Genomic DNA, 16,028 nt, shown 5'->3' with positions numbered 1-16,028 from the left:
CGCTTCGGCCTGCTCGGCTTACTTCGCCTATCTCAGTTCGCTCCATAAGTGAGAACGTCAGAACGCCCCGCGCGAAAAGGTGGTGCATAGGCGCCTGTCTTCACTCCACCTCATACTGGAACGCCACGCCTTCCGGGTCATTCTCCTGAAGCCATGTCTCGGCGGCTTTCTCGCTCGCAAAGATCTTTAGGTGTTCCTTGTCGCCGACCTGCTTACTGGCCTGTTGATATCGATGGGGCGCCAAGAAGCTACAAAGCCCGGCCGCCCGTGAAGTCCGGTAGTGCCTCAGTTTGAAATTTAGAACTTGCCTTCCCGTCTGAACTTGGCGGCCAAATCAGTATCAAGCTTTTCAATCCGCGCTATCGTCACTTCCCGTTGCCGCAATTATCTGCTCATTCGTCCCCATTCACTCACCGCGCGACGAATGAGTAGATAATCCAGATTACGACGAGAGCCGCTAGAACAAGTATCCAATTGGGAACTTGACTACCCGCTATCGATGTCTTCCGGCTAAACCATTCCATGGCCTTCCTCCCAGATAGACCGCCTCACTTGGGCGACCTCCCACGCTTCCAACACCCCAACGATATCACCGATTTCCCAAAGCCGCTTGGTAACATTCGTGGCCATCGCTGAAAGAGCCCACTACCGCATTTGACCCTCCCTTGGAAGCTTACCGCTAAGCATTACCTATAGCTGGGCTTATCGCAATGCAGGAGGTGGAAATGGGTCAAAGCAGGGTATTGCACAGCCACATGTCGAGCCAGCGCGATTCTTGGTGGTATTTGGTACAAGACGACAATGGCGCGCTGTTCATCGATTATGAGAATGACGTCTCCCCTGAGGACGGCAGGACGCGCACACCTATCAACGAGTTTATTGCCAAGGATAGAAACGGTGCGGTGGGTAAAGCCATCCAGTTGCTAATCGACCGCATGTTCGAGGATAGAGATGCCAAGGGGTCCTAAGGGCGAGAAGCGGCCAGCCGCCGCCATCGGCAACGCCATCATGATCGCCAAGATCGCCACCGGCGAGATCGAGGACATCACCACCGAGGACGGCAAGAACGCGGCCGCCGTGGCGCTGGGGCGCATGGGCGGCAAGGCGCGGGCCGCGGGCATGTCGGCGAAGAAGCGGAAAGAGATCGCCAAGAAGGCTGCGGAAAAACGCTGGGGAAAGTAAAAGAGTCTGCTTGCAAGCAAGCAGAGGCGCCCCCGGAAGGGGGTGGTGTCATTTTCCCTTCGCCTTGGAGCCTTTGGTTTTCGCGGGCGGGGGCCCCGCAGCCTCCCTGGCGAGCCGCTCTGCCTTCAGACGCTCACGGTTGTTAGTGAAGGCCTTCTGCGCGATCTCGTGCTCAGTCATTGCCTTCTTGGCATCGACTTGGCGAAATGCCTTACGCGCATCGCGCTCGGCTTTGGTGGTCGGCTTTGGTGGTTGAAGCCCGCCCGGCGGCTTTGTCATTTCTTCGCCTTCAGCCCGATCTCGACTGCCTCTCGCGCCAGCCTTTCTGCTCTAAGGCGTTTGTGGTTTGCATGGAATTCTGGCTCGGCTTGGCTGTCCGATATCGTCTGCCTCGACGAAAGCGGGTGGAGAGCCCGTCGCTCGAGCTCGTCCGCAACCTGTTGCTCGGCAGACCGCTTCGGCTTGATCATTTGCTTTTTCCCTTCAGCCCGAGTTCGACCAGGCGGCGGATGGCTTCTTAACGCAAATCAGCGGGTCGGCTGGCTGGTACTTCCGGTTTTCGGCCTCGCAGCCTCCTTCGCGCGCTCGGCCTGCCAAGCATCATATTCCGGCGTCCCACGTCGCGGAGGCGCGTCCGGCGGCAATCCGCCGATCCAATGCGGCATGTCGGCGATATGGGGCCCGCTCGCACAGGCCGAGACCAATGAGCAGAGTGCGCACAGCGTCAAAAAAGTCCGGAGCACGGTCGGAAATCCTTAAGTGCGCCGCAGACGTCGTTTCTCCGCTCCAATCGAGCACGTTTCCCCGGGGTGGGGAATTGTTTTTTAAGCAAATCAGGTGCAGCATGTCCGTGGGCCTAAGAACCCGAAACCAGTGCTGCCCGTGTCATCCCTGATTTGCTCGCCGCCTTCGGGCGTCCTGTGACCATGGATCACGGCTGTCTCGGCCTTTGGCCGGGGGGCGCCGCCATGTCCAAGGCCGCAAGGCCCAAAACCGTCGCGCCTGCCGATACCAGGTACGTCGAAGGTGAAGCACCTTGAGGAGAACGTTGCGGCCGCGAGCATCAAGCTCTCGGATGAGGATTTTGCAGCGCTTAACCGCCAGGGGAAACAGCAGGCCATAGCGGCTGCGAGCTGAAGGAATATCTAACACATCAACTAGAGTTTTTCCGAGCGTCGTATCATTTTGAACGGTGATGCCGCCGTTTCCGTCAGGCACAAGAAATCCGGTTAGCGGTCGAAATCTGTAATGCGGCCACCCTCGGGCGCACTATCTTGCGATAAACATAAACGGCCGAATCTGCGAAGGCGAGAACTTCTGTGGTCAATGCCGGGCTACTGAAATGAAAACTTCGGCATGTTGCTGATGGGTCAAAAGCGGACTTGGCCTGTACGTCCGCTCCTGGCGCAAAGCGGTCATCCCCCCACTCAGTCAGGGACGAGGCTCGGATCTGCGACTTGCCAGCAGGCCAGGCCAAGGGCCGCCCGCATGTTAGGACGTACTTCGCGTAGGTTAGCGCTCATGTCTGCAGGTGCCTTAGGTAACAGGTAGCCCGACTCAAAATTTTTTATAGCTGAAAATGGTCCGCGCTTCCGTTCTGCCCGTATTGCTTTTCGGGGCCAGAGGGACCCGCGAGCTTCAAAATATTTGAAAAATTTGAGCGATCGCGAAATAGCGCTGCGAAAGAAAGCCGCCAATCTTCTTACATATTACGCAAACGCGGAGCGCTTAGGACGGATGCCAACATCCATCCGACGCCCGTCCGATCAAGAAATCCATATAGAATGGGCAGTTCGGACACTTAGGACGGATTGGACGGATGTCCGCCAACTCCTTTCATGAAAGTTGGGCCATGGCAATAAGCGGCTATGCCCTCCCTTTGGTACTAACTTCTCACATCGACTAAAAAAGAAACGTCCAATCCGTCCTATCCGTCCGAAACCCGCTCGTACCAAGGGTTTCTGATAGGACGGATATCGGACGCGTCCCGACATCCGTCCTATGGCCCTAGTCCGCAAAGGGGTCGGTGCCGAGCCGAGCTTTGAAGAGGTGGCGCGCCCGGTCCAGCCGGGGCGCCAGCCAATAGCGCTCGCGGTCCTTGGTGGGCTTCCGGTATTCATTGCCGCCGCCTTCCCAGCCCCACTTTTTAAGTTCCTCAAGGAGCCATTTCGATGACACGTTGGCGTGCGGATTCTTGAAGTGGAGCCATTGGCAATAGGCGGCCGTAACCTCGGCGGGTGAGGCCTGCAGCGCTTGCTCCGACCAGTGTCCGTCCTCGAAATCAGGAAGCAGAGGAAACGGCTCGCCGTCGCGCAAAATTTCGAACCACCACCGCCCAACTTCCTTAAGGCCATGAAGCTTCTGCTCTCCCATCGCCTCCGTGATGGGCACGTCTTCGCGCGGGTGCCATCCGTCCAAATCCCGCTTCAACATATCGTGCAGGAATGCGGCCCGACCGCCGTTGTTCAGTTCGGCGTGGAGTTGATTCCAATACAAACGATTCGGGTGATTGCGTTCTCCCGGCGGCGCGAAGTGCACCGCTGACACATTCGACGCGCAAAAGCGACGTTCGTCCATAGACGCGGGAACGATCCATTTTTCGTTGCCCGCGAGCACCAAGCCAAAATGGTTTGGACCGTCGAAGATCGTCACGCCCTTGTACTCATACGACGCTTCCTTGTCGGTAATCAGCTTCTTGAGCGCCGACTCGTTGCGCTTGTCGCCGCCCCACACCGCTTCGTCCGCGTAGACAAAGCATTTAGATTCAAGATGGCCATTGAAACGCCCCGCAATTTGATCGATGTCCTCGGCAACCATGCCGTGACAGCCGAATATCTGTGCCATCGTTTCGCCGTATGTCGTCTTGCCCGCACCTTTGGGGCCAAGGAACGCTATCGCGACTTGCGGCAGCAATCCCGGATTCTGAAGCTTCCATGCGGACCAATTCAGCACGTAGGCAAAAACCGCGTCGTCGCCGCTGCAAAGGTCTTCGTAAATCATCTTCAGGAATAACTCGCAACAGCCGGGCTGGGCCTTGATTGCGAAGCCGGACCATAGGTTCAATTTGCCATCAGTGATCGCGCCGGGTAAGAAACGCGGGTCGAGCACGGTGCCGTCTGCCGTTTTACGGGCCGCCCATGTCTGCCACCCTGCGCCAAGCGAAATGACTTTCGGTTTGCCTCGACCTTGGTTTCCGTTCTCGATGCTGCGATTCTCATGCCGGTTGATAAAATCCGTTTTGCTGGCGGCCACCCAAGGCAATCCATTCGCGGTTTCGCCTTCGCCTTCGCGATACATAATGCGATATAGTCCGTTGGCGAAGACGGCGGTATATTTCTCGTTCAGCGCTACAAGCGCGGATTCCGAACCGGCAGTATACTGAGACTCCGATGGCACATCGTCATCATCCGCAATGCCGCAGATAGCTCCTGAGTCGAAATCCGGATCGTCAAACCCTTCGAAGTCGTCGGCCGCGCTTCCGATGAATACGGCGTGCAAAGTCGCATCATCCACTTTATGGTCGCGGCAAATCTTAGACAGCGTTCCAACCCCCAAAAGTCGTTTCTTTTTCAGACCAAGAGATTCCCAACGGGCCTCCGCCTCCTTGTCCGAGGAGAAATTCGGATCGCGCTTGCAAAATTCAAGGAAAAGGTCGCGCACGTGCGGATCGCCGCCGTAGGCCGCGTGCGTGGCCATGGCGAGTTGAATCCACTTGTCGTTGGTGTCGAATTTCGTCGGATCAAGTGCGCCATCATCGCCGAACAGCAATTCCGCCTTGTCGGGGTCTAATGTTCCCACCCCCACCGTGGTCGTGTCAGAGTCGCGTTTCGGAAGCGCGGGCAAAAATTCGAAGTCCGAAAGTTTGCGTGTCGGTTCAAACTCGTTTTCCAGAAGTGAATTAACGCGAAATGGCTTGCCCTTCTGGTGGTAAAAGCCCGGCATCCGGAAAACGTGCGTCGCGTCAAAAACAGCAGGATCGCCGCCGTAGTTGGAGGCAAGTCGCCGGGCGATATCCTCCACAGCGGCGATGTCGGTCGTGCGCTCGATCACGAAGAAACATTGATACCGTCCAGGGGACGTCTCTTGGATCCAGTGCGGTTGGATCTGCCAATCATCGGGAAGCGACGCACCATCAAGGTCCAAGGGGATGACGTGGGCGGCAACCAAGTTTTCCTTTTTGCGCCCGTTACCGTCGAACTCGTTGAGCGCGACGAAGATGGCGTGCCCGGACTTGTTCATCTGCTGGAGGCGTGGGGCGAGCTCGGACAATTGGCCAGGATAATTTCGACGTTTCTTTGTGCGCTCATCCGACGTCAAGCTCTCGAACCGACGCTTTGCTTCCTGCGATTCGGGAAGTGCACGAAACTGCATTAACAAGTTTGCATCTCCACGGATCAATTCGATAAACCGTTTGGCCGTATCAAAGTCGAAGCGGGAGTCGAGAGCTGAGATGGGGTGGATGTCGGGAGCGGCTGGCTTGTTCACTTTATCGTTCCTCGATAGCTAGTTTGCTTGATCAATTGAGCGTTGGCTTTTGGTGAGTGGATCAGTGCGCGGTGTCTTTGTATGGAATGGTGCACCGCGCTTGCTCGCGGTGCTCAATCGTCAGCACTTTGCGACGGGCGTCTTCTTCGGTCATCGTCGCTAGCAACCATTCGGGATGGAGATAATCATTCTCATCCTCAGTCGCCGCCAACTGAAGCAAGGCCCGCGCTATTGTCTCAGACGTAAGCGCGGGAGGCTGAGTCATTTGGTAGTGTTGATCGGTCCGTGTGAAAAAGCCGGTTCCAGCCATGTAAGCGAAGGCCTCGTACCATTCGGACTCAAATAGATTCAAAGAGAACGCAGGCCAGCTGTCTTGCCAACAGCAGATGAACGCCAATGCAGCCGAGGAGAAATGGACAGCGGTGATGAGACCTAGGTTTTCGGTAGCAGTTTCAAAGTCGGGGTTTGCGCTGCGGTGACGGGTTAGGAATCGATCTGCGTCAACTGCAGCCGCTAGCCAGCGCGATGCGAATTCGGCGTCACCGTAGGACGGACATTGCACGACGACGAACGGAGTTTGTGCTGAATGAATGGACATATTCGCCTCAATAGAGTTGCGGGATGGAAAGATGCTCGTCTACAGCTAGCCTGATATGGCTTCGGTGCGGAGCTGGCTTCCGCGCGGTTTAGCTGCGCGGCTCGATTGCTCGAGAGCATTGCGAAGATGCTTGCGGAGGTCGGACCAGCGGCTCCCGATCAGCTTTGAGACTAACTCCTCTCCGAGTCGCGAATGCAATTCGCGGGCAAGCTCAAGCGTCGTCTGTTCGTCCACGCCTTCCTCGTGGGCTTCGGGATCATCGTGAGCGAGCGAAAGACACATGATGAGCACGATGATTTCCGCTTCTGTCGGAATAAAGCCGCGATGGAGCATTTCGACCACGCGCGTGATTGCACCGGGCGGCGTCTTAGGTGCTGACAACCGATACAGTGCCGCCGGGTTCAAAAGCGAAATGATTTCGCCAGCCTGTGAGGCCAATGCGTACGCGCGCATATAGTTTTGAGCGGTCCGAATTGTGAATCCGCACTGAGAGGTCACCCACTGTTTGAACTGACCGTGCTCCACGTGGTCCTTCGCTTGAACGAGCGCACGACCAATGGCGATGATGGATGCGGTTGTGGAACGACAGTGGTCACGGACTCGTTCAGCAAGTTCGTCCAGGAATTCGTCGAGAGGCGCTTCCTCCACGTCTTTGCGGGGTGGATAAAGCGCGACGACATTGGTGGTTTCAGCCGAAATTGTCATCGTGATGTTTCCTAGTTGTCAGTTGCGGTTTTCGCATCTCGTTGCAAAGTTGTTGGGAGTTGTGCCAGCCAGCTGATGACGTCGAACCGCCTGTAGCGGATCCATTTGCCTTCACCGGACCAAGGGGGGCCTTGGCCACGGGCGCGCATGGCGCAAAGATGCTCTGACGAAACTCCGATGAGGTCCGCGCACGCTTTGCTGTTGATGAAGGGGTTTGCTTGGTCGGCATAGCCGACCTGCGCGAGCGTCTTTTGGACGATGCGTTCGATCAGGTCGTCGAGTTCGTGTGGTGCAGGAACCGCAGTAAACGGCAAGCTCAGTGGTTTAGCGTCCGACATGGCTGTCCCATCGGCTGGTGCCGATTGAGAGGAGCCGTCGAGGTTCGCTTAGGAGTGGACCGTTGAGGTCAAGCGAGCATGCGACAACACTTCCCAATCAACAATTGGGTTGCATTGCCGGGTCGCTTGATGGCCTGTGCCGTGGGGACGGCAATCGCTACCGGTTCGTTCCGACTACCGGCCATTTTCATGGTAGTCGGAGGCGGATAGCATATCCGCCGTCAGGAAATGCCCTACCCTGAACTTCGGCGAAGTTCAATTTCTGAATGTCGGCTTGGTTAATGGGACCTCTTGTAGAAGATCAAGCATCGGATCCTTAGACCAAACTTGGGAACGACTTCAGCTTTGAAGAGAGCTCGCTCTACCTCGAGACGTAATGTGGTAGCTTTACTGTCCCAAGGGACGTCCCGGCTTTCCATCCAAGCGTGAGCCAGCAGCTTTCCTTGTCTAGATGGGACGCCCTCGACTTCCCAACACACGTATATGTCGTGCCCGTCGCCAACGGCATCGCGTAGAGGACCGTAGTCCGTGTCGCCAACGGCGTTGTCGTAACGGGCGTGAAGGTCCCTGACAGTGAGTTGCGGCGCCCCTCCTGCCACCAACTTCGCCGCGACAGCCAAAAAGGCTTTTGTTTCCTCTTCTGGATAGGGGCCGTACAGCCAGCCATAGCCGGGAAAGGTAGTGACTCCTTCTAAGTCGGAGAGACCTAACCTTTCTAGCAAATCCATCGTGGAGTCCTTGAGCGTTACGTCCTGTGAACTGTCTTGGAATTCAGCGTCCGTCTGCGGCCATCACATTCTTCATAATGAAGTACGAAATTTGCTCTTGAGCTTCTCGCAACGAGGCGAACAGCGCCGGAACGTTTGCGTACGCATCGGTGACGTCATCATCGACGGCGTGATTCATCAGGATTTTGAGGCGGAGCCTATCCACGCCTGCAGCAGCCGCCAGCGTCCGAAACGAATGCCGCAGCGCGTGACCGGTGTGCGAAAGCTTTTGGCGACCATCCTCTTTGACTTCAGCGACATGACCGCCCGCCGCCGGAAAAATCCATTCTTTGCTTTCGTCCGGAAAGTACGTCTGACCCGCTTCCTTTACGCGCTGCAGGCATTCCAGCATCGCTTTCGACAGCGGCAACTCAAACGCCCGTTCCTCACCGCCCTTGGGCGAGGGCACGCGGAGCGAGGGACGCTTGTCATCAAAATTTTCCCATCGAGCGGTCAGGACGTCGTTTCGGCGCAGCCCCGACAACAGCATGAATGTATGCAGTTCCCGGCGAATGGGATTGGACAGGGCTCGCAGCTGCGCCCACCACGCCAGTAGGTCCACAGCCCCCATGCCGGTTTCTCGCGCGCGTTCCTTGTGAAACAGCTTTCCGGACCTGAACGGATTGCGCTCGGGCAGGCCTGACGTCTCCAGTTCATCCTTGGCGTGGTTCCAAACCGCCCGGGCAAACCGCATGGTGCCATTGGCGGCGTATTTGCCGCTGGAGTATTTTTGGCCGGCCCGGAGCTGTCTGGCGCGCTCGGTAATGGCGGCATGCTCCTGAACCACGTCCTCGCGCTTGATGCTGCTAAGCGGCCGGTCGTGCCAGGTTTTGAGGTGGCGATTGAACTTATCCTGGTAGTCGGCGATCGTCCGCAGGCTCTTGCCTTCCTTGGTAATGGCGGCCCTATAGCTTTCCCAGGCGGCCTGGAAGGTGAGGGTGGTCGCTGGGGCTTCGACCAGGACGGCGTTGTTGATCGGCTCCTCGCCACGGGCCCGCAGGGCCTGGATGTGGAGGGCCTTGGCGCGGGCTTCGTCCGCGGTGTGGTGGGGGTGTTCACCCAGCCACTGGACGGTGGTAGTGCCGCGCTGGCCGTTGACGCGCGGCGTCTCGTATTGGAGGCGAAAGGTCTTGGTGGTTTTGCCGACCCAAAGATGGAAGCCGGCGATCTTGGTGTCGCGGATAATTTTTGGCTTGGCGGATGCGTAGGGAAGGCTTTTGACGGCCTTGTCTGTCAACAACAGACGGTTGGCTTGGGTCGACGGCATAAATCCTCCTGCACGGTTTTTGCACGTATGCAGGGGCCAAATACCGCGCGCACAGGTCTGGAGGGGTAGCGCCCGGATTGCCTAAGGGACGTTAATTTCCCCTATCAAATCTTAGGCTTACCTCTCGCCGACGGATTCTTGCTTAACCACCCTTAATCACGATTTGGCGCATGGCCAAAACTACGAATCTGGGGGTCAGGAGTTCGAATCTCTTCGGGCGCGCCACCTTGGTACAAACTGCGAACGCCAAAGCCCGCCGTTTCTACGCTTGCAGCAGCGACAAGAGGCCGCAAAAGTTCGGTTTTCGAGCCCATGATTCGGACCTCGCGACCATCAGCCACCGCACGCGCTGAGCCAGTACGCGCAAATGGTCGCGTCGACCCGTCGTCATTGCAACCGCTCCTTCTCTTGTGATGCGGCTCCCGGTCAATCTGGCCTGAGCCGCTCGAAAAGCCGGCTCCAACTCTGCTGCCTGGGCCCACTGCCCCACACAATCTCAAAAGTCGTCCTTGATGCGCGGGGATGTTCCATCGCCTCGACGAACGCGTCGGCGACATCAGCGCGGGCAATACGGTTGCGAAACGCTAGCGGCAGGGCGCCCTGGCTGACATTGATTGCATGCTCGCCGCCGGGCCGATCAAGAAGGAAGCCGACGCGTATGATCGTGTAGTCCAAGCCGCTGGAGCGGATTTTGTCTTCGACGCGCCGGCGCCAGACCAACGTATTCCTCTTGAGCAGGTTGATCAGAAAGCCCGCCAGCGAGCGCGTCTCGATCCCGATCGTGTTCAGATAGACGAAGCGGCCATGGAAACCGGCGCTTCGCGCAGCTGCAAGCGTGTCGATGACGCCGTCATAGTCCGTCGCCCTGACTAGGCTTTCCGGCGCATACCGTCCGCTCGGCGCGCCGGCAGTGAAGATGATGTGATCCACATCTCGCAACGCGGGAGGAAGCGTGTCCTCTTTCGTGAGATCGCCAGCGACCACCTCAAACGTGGGACCCAGTTTGTTTGAAACTCCAGCTGGATCGCGCGCTAGTACACGGACCGTATAGCCTCGTTCATGCAGCAGCCGGGCGATCAGAAGTCCAACGCCCCGCGTGCCGCCAATAACAAGAATCCGACTCTTTCCCGCGCCGCCCATCGAGCCTCCGGCTCAAGCACTATTCGCAGCGTCCATCGCATCGCGGTGAGAAGGCGCCAGCGATCCGCCCCGCCGCAATGTGAGTCCAGTTTGCTTGGCGAGTCAGACAGAATTCAGGCCCTTCGGGCGCTTCTGTTCCGGTGGCCGGAGCCCTGCGTCTGCCACTGGCTCTGGCGTCGACAAAGCGGCCGTGACAAGACTGCGTGACGTTCAGCGGCCGTTGGCTAAACATCCTCGGAGGTGACATGGCCTTGTCTGACCCTCGCGACTTTCACGCTCCGAAATCGTCCTACACTAAGGAAGATCTGCTCAAATCGAGCGAGGGCGGCTATTTCGGCCCGGGCAATGCTCAGTTGCCGGCGCCGCCCATGCTGATGATGGACCGCCTCATCGAGATCAGCGTGGACGGCGGCGAATTTGGCAAGGGCCATGTCATCGGTGAGCTGGATATCACGTCGGACCTCTGGTTCTTTGAATGCCACTTTGCCGGCGATCCGGTGATGCCGGGATGTCTGGGTCTGGACGCCATGTGGCAGGTCATCGGCTACTGGCTTGGCTGGTCGGGCTCACCGGGCAAAGGCCGCGCCGTCGGCGTCGGCGAGGTGAAATTCCGGGGAGACATTAAGCCGGACATCAAGTGCGTGCGATACGAGGTCAGCATGCGCCATGTCAGGCGCGGCAAACTGGCTGTTGGAATTGCGAACGGCCGCGTATTTGCCGATGGCACCTGCGTCTATGTCGCCAAGGATATGAGAGTCGGACTGATAGCGTCGGCGATCTGATATGTTGACACAATCCCTATGATGGTCGCGCGACATTGCTCGGATGCATGTCGGCTCACTCGCGATCCTTTGGATTGCGCGTGGCTGCTCAATGGCCTCCATCGCCTGGTCGATGATGCATTGAGCGGCGCTTACGAGCAGTTCTGGCTGGCCGAGCCGAAATCCCAATAGCGGCGCGCTCGGACACGCAGACCGTCGCGAACTAGGTTTACGCCGCCGAGGTGTCGATCGAGCGGCGGATCACCTGACGCACCTCTGCATTGGACAGGAACAGGTCGTGGTTGATGACGCCCCAGCCGGACTCGGACGCATCGATGACGCGCACCCCGAGTTGCTCGATCGCGGCCTTCTCGGCGGCGCCGACCCGCGTCATTCCGCCGGCCAGCCGCCCCGACAGCGCCAGTGCGCGGTCGTTCGTCGCGGTGATGACGGTGATCTTGCGGGTGAGCGGGCCGATGCGTTGGGTCGCCGACGAGAACACGTCCATGTCGATGTCCGGTGAGGCGAACACCACGGCTCCGACCTTGTCGGCGACGGTGTCGCCATATCGCGCGTAGAGCTGACGCAGGCCTTCGAGCGTCAGCATGGTGCCCATGCTATGCGCGACGATGTGAACGCGGCCGGCGCCCGGCGTCGTGACGACGGACTGGAGCACGCGCTCGAAGGCGTCGCGCGAGTACATCGCGCTGTCGCGGTCATAGGCATAATCGAACAGTCCGGCCTTGGACGGCCAGGCGAACACCATCGTCTGGCCGCGGAACCGGACGCCATCGGCGAGCTGCGCGGCATCGAGCGCCGCCGTCTCGAATGTGTTCTTGAAGCCGTGGACGTAGATCAGGACGTCTGACCCGCCGCCCTGCCCGAGAAGATTGCTGACGTCTCCGGGCACCGGCTCGACGCCCTCGAGACGCCAACCGCCAATCCCGGCTGCGGCAAGCGAGAAGCGGTTGTCGCCAGGCGCCGCCAGCTTCGCCCGTCCGACCGTCATCGCCGAAGCCCGCTCAGGCCCGAACCACGGCTTCGCCCGCCCGCCGTTCACCGGCTTGCGCGTGGTCGCGACCAGCAATGTCGGTTCCACTGAAAGCGACGACGCATCGTAGCGCCCACCCGTCGCGCCCAAGCCGGCGCATCCGCCGAGCGCGAGCAGGCTGGCCGAGGACGCAATGCCGCGCAGGAACGCGCGGCGGGATGCAGATGACTCGTTTCGCAGTAAATGTTGGACGATCACGCAGGACCTTTGGGAACTCTGTCCCCCACAGGATCCGCCCCGCTGGCTTGGTGGATTACGATGGCGGCGAGAAAAGGGCGGCGGCGCTGGAACCGTAAGTCAGCCGCAAGCGCCGCCGCTTTTCAAAAATGATGTCCACGAACAGATCGAGCGTGACCGAGGACAATGTTGCCACGCGCGTTGACGTTCAGCCGCCGAACCGCTCGATTACCTCTGCAAGTGGGATATGACCGACACAAGCGCCCGTTCCAGAACGGATGCTGCCATCTTCCAATGCCATTGCATAAATGACGGCAGGGTCGGCCTCGATGCGTCGACGCACAGCAGCGAGTTTTGGCCAGCGTGCTGGATCCGCAACTTGATGGAATTCGAGCCATCGCGCGACGCCGACCAGAATGCCGTCGGCGAGCGTCGGGTGCTCACCAATGAGAAAAGACTGATCCCCGATCATGCTCTCGAGCTTGTCATGCCGTTCGATGACACGCGCCGCGCCGAATTCACGCAGCGATGCCTGCATTTGAGGATTCGGCTTCGCCATCTCCAGCGCAGCCCATAGCGGCGAAAAGGCGCCGGTGAAGCCCGTGTTGATAAAGCCGATCAACTGGTGCATTCGGTCTGCTTCCAGTGAAAGCGGTGCGAAGCTGATGCGCCGCTCGCTGTCCCTCGCCTCGAGCCAGGCGGCGATAGCCATCGTCTCGGTCAGCACCCGCCCTGCATCCGTGATCAGGACCGGCGTTTCATGCCGGGCATTGATGCGGGCATAGGAAGCGTCACGCATCTCGCCGAGCATATCGACCCGACATAGGCGATAGGGTTTGCCAAGCCATTCGAGAGCGGCGACAAGGCCCATGGAGCTTCCGGCCGGGAAGCCATAAACAAGAATCGGTTCCATTCACATCTTCTCCGTGATTTCTGCTGATCACGCTGCGCAGCGTGGCTGGAACCTAAGCATCTCCGCGCCTAAGTAAATTACGCACCTTTTTGTAACCACGAGTAATCAGATGAAAGATCTTGTCTCCCGCTGTCCCATTGAAGAGGTGATGCAGATCATGAGCGGCCGCTGGCCCACTCTGCTGATCTACTATCTGAAGCAGGGCACCAAACGCTTCAGTGACCTGCGCAGGGACAACCCCACCATCTCGCACAAGATGTTGACCCTTGAGCTTCGCAAGCTGGAGGACGCCGGCATCGTCGAGCGCACTGAATTCGAAGGATATCCGCTGCGCGTGGAATATGATCTGACCTCGGCTGGTCTCAAACTCGTGCCGCTGCTCGACGCCCTGGGTAACTGGTGGGAAACAGTTGAGGCCGGCCCTGCTCACGCCAGCACGTCGCCGGTCAAGCTTTCTCAGAAATGATGCACACCCAGCGCCGAGAATGCGCCGTCGTGCGGCTCGTGGCCATCCATGGTTGGCTGGCCGAGAAAGCCGAGCTGCAGCGGCATCGGATGCAGCAGCGACGTCGGAATGGCGCCTGCGGTGTCTAGCAGCGACGCGCCATGCGAGGTGGTGTTGGAAACATCCGCCGGGCTGAGCGCCGGACCGACAAGATCTGCTACCAGCGGCTCGAGTACGCCCGTGCTTGGCGCGTCATGGGTGCTGCCGGTGAGTGTGCCGAGCAGGCCGTCGGTGAGATGACTGACGGTATCGGTTACGGTCGAGGTCAGTTGCGTCGCCGTGGCACTCAGGCTCGCGATCGTGCTCGATACCGTTGCAAGCGCCGTGTCCACGATGCCGGTGACGGTGTCAGCGATACTGTGAACTGATGCGCCGAGATCGAGCGATGGTGGCGCGATGCTGTCGCTAGCTGTGTTGTTTGTGCTCGCCGATGGCGCGTGGTCTATCGACGCGGTGACAGTCGATGGCGCCGGCGACGATTCCGTGATGAGCACTTTGGCCGACGATGTGTCGTCGACGATGGCGCTTGCATCCTGCGGCGGGACCGCCGCCACGGCATCGGCATGAATTGCGGCTGAAAGATCTGCTGCCGGCACGTCGATCGTGACGGCGTGCTGGACCTCGTGAGCCGGCCCGGCATCGGCCGGCGTCAATGCCGCGGCCTCTGAATGCGCCTGCGGGACGGCCGGCTCCGTCGCGCGTGATTGCCCCTCGTGCTCCATGCGGTGGAGCACGGTGTCGGCATCGTTGAGAAGGCCGAGCAGCATGGTGGCGAAAGCGACGGACTCGGTTGCCGAGATATGACGGCTGCGTTCGGCTTCGTCGGAGCGGCGGGCATTCTTTTCGGATTCGGCCATGGCCACCTCCTCGTCAGCGTTCGCGGAACGCGCGGGTGATCTCGTCGCGCAGCGGACCGAGCAGATATTCGAACAACGTGCGCGGACGCGTCGGCACGATCACCTCGGCCGGCATGCCGGCCTGCAGGTCGATGCGCGACTTCTTGACGTCATTGGGATCAAGCGCGACCTCGACGGCATAATAGCCCTGGCCGGACTTGTCGTCGGTCAGGCGGTCGGCGGACACCGTGTGCACGGTGCCATAGAGCCGGGGGCGCTCGATATAGTTGACGCCGGTGAGCTGCACTTCGGCGCGGTGGCCGACGGCGACGTCGTTGATGTCGGACAGCTTCAGCTTCGCAGCGGCGATCAGCGGATTGTCCGTCGGCACGATGTCCATGAGCCGCGCGCCGGGCTGGATCACGCCGCCCTCGGTGAAGACGTCGAGGCCGACCACGGAGCCGGTCGCCGGCGCGGTAATCCGCGTGCGGGTCATGACATCGGTGGCGGCGTCGATCTTGGGCGTCAGCTCGGCGAGCTTGTTTTCGGTCGCGCGCAACTGGTCGGTGATTTCGCTCATTCGCCCGCGCTCCACCCGGGCGATCTCGAGATCGTTCTGCGCAATCTGCTGCTGCATGCCGGCGATGCTGGCCTGCTGCGCGCCGATATCGGCCTGCAGCCTGGCGTCTTCGCGTTGCAGGGCGAGGATGCGGGTCTTCGGCGTATAACCCTGCGCGAACAGATGCTGCGCGCCGTTCATCTCGTCGGTCAGCAGCTCCCGCTGCTTCTCGGTGCCGGTGAGCTGCGCCTGCGTGCCCGCGATCTGCGATTCCAGTTCCTTGATCTTGCCGCGCAGCACTGCCGTCTCGGCCGCGAACTGGTGTTTTCGCGCCGCCATCATCGCCGTCTCGTTGGCCATCGCCTGGCGCACGGCTGATAGCTCGCTGCGCGCGCGGAGACCTTCGTCGAAATCCGGCGCATCGCTCTTGTCACGCTCCGCCATCAACCGCGCACGGGCGGCCAATGCAGCGTCGCGGTCGGCGGTGAGCACGTCGAGCTTGGCGCGCGGGTCGCTGTCGTCGAGCCGGATCAGGAGCTGGCCTTTTTCGACGCGCGCGCCGTCGCGCACAATAAGCTGGCGCACGACGCCGCCATAGGGGTGTTGCACGCTCTGGCGGCGGCCTTCGACCTGGAGGTTGCCGTTGGCGATGGCCGCGCCGGAGATCGGCGCGAGCGTTCCCCACATCGTCATCGCGGCCGCGAACGCCGCGACCACGCCACCGCCGAGCAGCGCCGGCCGCCC

16 protein-coding genes and 1 pseudogene are annotated in these 16,028 nt (G+C 59.7%); 5 read left to right on the top strand and 12 right to left on the bottom strand.

Annotated features, from left to right (window positions below; all coding sequences use genetic code 11):
- The first annotated feature begins 725 nt into the window (after positions 1-725).
- Both CP49_RS22170 and CP49_RS22165 read left to right on the top strand, forming a co-directional pair.
- Positions 726-968: a hypothetical protein gene (locus tag CP49_RS22170; protein WP_156438576.1), complete on the top strand. Its 243-nt coding sequence runs from the start codon at positions 726-728 to the stop codon at positions 966-968.
- Positions 952-1,182, top strand: coding sequence for a hypothetical protein (locus tag CP49_RS22165; protein WP_057852316.1), 231 nt, complete (start codon positions 952-954; stop codon positions 1,180-1,182). The genes CP49_RS22170 and CP49_RS22165 overlap by 17 nt, the downstream gene beginning before the upstream one ends.
- 48 nt (positions 1,183-1,230) lie before the next feature.
- Here CP49_RS22165 and CP49_RS22160 read toward each other — a convergent pair whose 3' ends face one another.
- Positions 1,231-1,461, bottom strand: a complete 231-nt coding sequence (locus CP49_RS22160) for a hypothetical protein (RefSeq protein WP_057852315.1) — start codon at positions 1,459-1,461, stop codon at positions 1,231-1,233.
- Entirely contained in the window at positions 1,458-1,652 is a 195-nt protein-coding gene (locus CP49_RS22155; RefSeq protein ID WP_057852314.1) for a hypothetical protein, read from the bottom strand. The genes CP49_RS22160 and CP49_RS22155 overlap by 4 nt, the downstream gene beginning before the upstream one ends.
- 523 nt (positions 1,653-2,175) lie before the next feature.
- On the opposite strand from CP49_RS22155, the pseudogene CP49_RS44945 reads away from it, so the two are divergent.
- Positions 2,176-2,319, top strand: a pseudogene (locus CP49_RS44945) (aldo/keto reductase); the annotation flags it as partial.
- An 870-nt stretch (positions 2,320-3,189) separates the two neighbouring features.
- On the opposite strand, the gene CP49_RS22150 reads toward CP49_RS44945, so the two are convergent.
- From CP49_RS22150 to CP49_RS22120, 6 genes are all read right to left on the bottom strand, one after another.
- Positions 3,190-5,667, bottom strand: a complete 2,478-nt coding sequence (locus CP49_RS22150; protein ID WP_156438575.1) for a DUF5906 domain-containing protein — start codon at positions 5,665-5,667, stop codon at positions 3,190-3,192.
- A 61-nt stretch (positions 5,668-5,728) separates the two neighbouring features.
- Positions 5,729-6,265 (bottom strand): hypothetical protein, encoded by a 537-nt coding sequence (locus CP49_RS22145; protein ID WP_057852312.1) that lies wholly within the window; start codon positions 6,263-6,265, stop codon positions 5,729-5,731.
- Between the two features lie 45 nt (positions 6,266-6,310).
- Positions 6,311-6,970, bottom strand: a complete 660-nt coding sequence (locus CP49_RS22140) for a DUF3102 domain-containing protein (RefSeq protein ID WP_057852311.1) — start codon at positions 6,968-6,970, stop codon at positions 6,311-6,313.
- An 11-nt stretch (positions 6,971-6,981) separates the two neighbouring features.
- Entirely contained in the window at positions 6,982-7,308 is a 327-nt protein-coding gene (locus tag CP49_RS22135; protein ID WP_057852310.1) for a hypothetical protein, read from the bottom strand.
- A 771-nt stretch (positions 7,309-8,079) separates the two neighbouring features.
- Complete coding sequence (locus CP49_RS22125; RefSeq protein ID WP_057852308.1) at positions 8,080-9,342, bottom strand: tyrosine-type recombinase/integrase; 1,263 nt, start codon at positions 9,340-9,342, stop codon at positions 8,080-8,082.
- 426 nt (positions 9,343-9,768) lie between these two features.
- Positions 9,769-10,482 (bottom strand): SDR family oxidoreductase, encoded by a 714-nt coding sequence (locus CP49_RS22120; RefSeq protein WP_057852307.1) that lies wholly within the window; start codon positions 10,480-10,482, stop codon positions 9,769-9,771.
- A 251-nt stretch (positions 10,483-10,733) separates the two neighbouring features.
- Here CP49_RS22120 and fabA point away from each other — a divergent pair, with 251 nt between their 5' ends.
- Entirely contained in the window at positions 10,734-11,264 is a 531-nt protein-coding gene (fabA, locus tag CP49_RS22115) for a bifunctional 3-hydroxydecanoyl-ACP dehydratase/trans-2-decenoyl-ACP isomerase (RefSeq protein WP_057852357.1), read from the top strand.
- Positions 11,265-11,472: 208 nt separating this feature from the next.
- Here fabA and CP49_RS22110 read toward each other — a convergent pair whose 3' ends face one another.
- Together CP49_RS22110 and CP49_RS22105 are read right to left on the bottom strand one after the other, a co-directional pair.
- Entirely contained in the window at positions 11,473-12,492 is a 1,020-nt protein-coding gene (locus tag CP49_RS22110; RefSeq protein WP_082646158.1) for an alpha/beta hydrolase, read from the bottom strand.
- Between the two features lie 187 nt (positions 12,493-12,679).
- Positions 12,680-13,384: a glutathione S-transferase family protein gene (locus CP49_RS22105; protein WP_057852306.1), complete on the bottom strand. Its 705-nt coding sequence runs from the start codon at positions 13,382-13,384 to the stop codon at positions 12,680-12,682.
- Between the two features lie 109 nt (positions 13,385-13,493).
- On the opposite strand from CP49_RS22105, the gene CP49_RS22100 reads away from it, so the two are divergent.
- The gene (locus CP49_RS22100; protein ID WP_057852305.1) at positions 13,494-13,850 is read left to right on the top strand and encodes a winged helix-turn-helix transcriptional regulator; all 357 of its coding nucleotides are present in this window, start codon (positions 13,494-13,496) and stop codon (positions 13,848-13,850) included.
- On the opposite strand, the gene CP49_RS22095 is transcribed toward CP49_RS22100, so the two are convergent.
- Complete coding sequence (locus tag CP49_RS22095) at positions 13,841-14,746, bottom strand: hypothetical protein (protein ID WP_057852304.1); 906 nt, start codon at positions 14,744-14,746, stop codon at positions 13,841-13,843. The genes CP49_RS22100 and CP49_RS22095 overlap by 10 nt on opposite strands.
- 13 nt (positions 14,747-14,759) lie before the next feature.
- The coding region (locus tag CP49_RS22090) for an HlyD family type I secretion periplasmic adaptor subunit (protein ID WP_057852303.1) at positions 14,760-16,028 on the bottom strand (1,269 nt) is incomplete at its 5' end.

Origin of the sequence: Bradyrhizobium valentinum, assembly GCF_001440405.1 — a bacterium.
Classification (GTDB): Bacteria; Pseudomonadota; Alphaproteobacteria; order Rhizobiales; family Xanthobacteraceae; genus Bradyrhizobium; species Bradyrhizobium valentinum.
Note: the sequence above shows the minus strand (reverse complement) of the source record. Positions and strands in the feature narration are given on the sequence as shown.

What these genes read in the sequence shown, in the direction of transcription:
- CP49_RS22160 (WP_057852315.1), bottom strand. Translation starts at nt 1,461, where the DNA reads ATGACAAAGCCGCCGGGCGGGCTTCAACCACCAAAGCCGACCACCAAA.
- CP49_RS22105 (WP_057852306.1), bottom strand. Translation starts at nt 13,384, where the DNA reads ATGGAACCGATTCTTGTTTATGGCTTCCCGGCCGGAAGCTCCATGGGC.
- CP49_RS22140 (WP_057852311.1), bottom strand. Translation starts at nt 6,970, where the DNA reads ATGACAATTTCGGCTGAAACCACCAATGTCGTCGCGCTTTATCCACCC.
- CP49_RS22155 (WP_057852314.1), bottom strand. Translation starts at nt 1,652, where the DNA reads ATGATCAAGCCGAAGCGGTCTGCCGAGCAACAGGTTGCGGACGAGCTC.
- CP49_RS22120 (WP_057852307.1), bottom strand. Translation starts at nt 10,482, where the DNA reads ATGGGCGGCGCGGGAAAGAGTCGGATTCTTGTTATTGGCGGCACGCGG.
- CP49_RS22145 (WP_057852312.1), bottom strand. Translation starts at nt 6,265, where the DNA reads ATGTCCATTCATTCAGCACAAACTCCGTTCGTCGTCGTGCAATGTCCG.
- CP49_RS22165 (WP_057852316.1), top strand. Translation starts at nt 952, where the DNA reads ATGCCAAGGGGTCCTAAGGGCGAGAAGCGGCCAGCCGCCGCCATCGGC.
- CP49_RS22125 (WP_057852308.1), bottom strand. Translation starts at nt 9,342, where the DNA reads ATGCCGTCGACCCAAGCCAACCGTCTGTTGTTGACAGACAAGGCCGTC.
- CP49_RS22170 (WP_156438576.1), top strand. Translation starts at nt 726, where the DNA reads ATGGGTCAAAGCAGGGTATTGCACAGCCACATGTCGAGCCAGCGCGAT.
- CP49_RS22095 (WP_057852304.1), bottom strand. Translation starts at nt 14,746, where the DNA reads ATGGCCGAATCCGAAAAGAATGCCCGCCGCTCCGACGAAGCCGAACGC.
- CP49_RS22135 (WP_057852310.1), bottom strand. Translation starts at nt 7,308, where the DNA reads ATGTCGGACGCTAAACCACTGAGCTTGCCGTTTACTGCGGTTCCTGCA.
- CP49_RS22100 (WP_057852305.1), top strand. Translation starts at nt 13,494, where the DNA reads ATGAAAGATCTTGTCTCCCGCTGTCCCATTGAAGAGGTGATGCAGATC.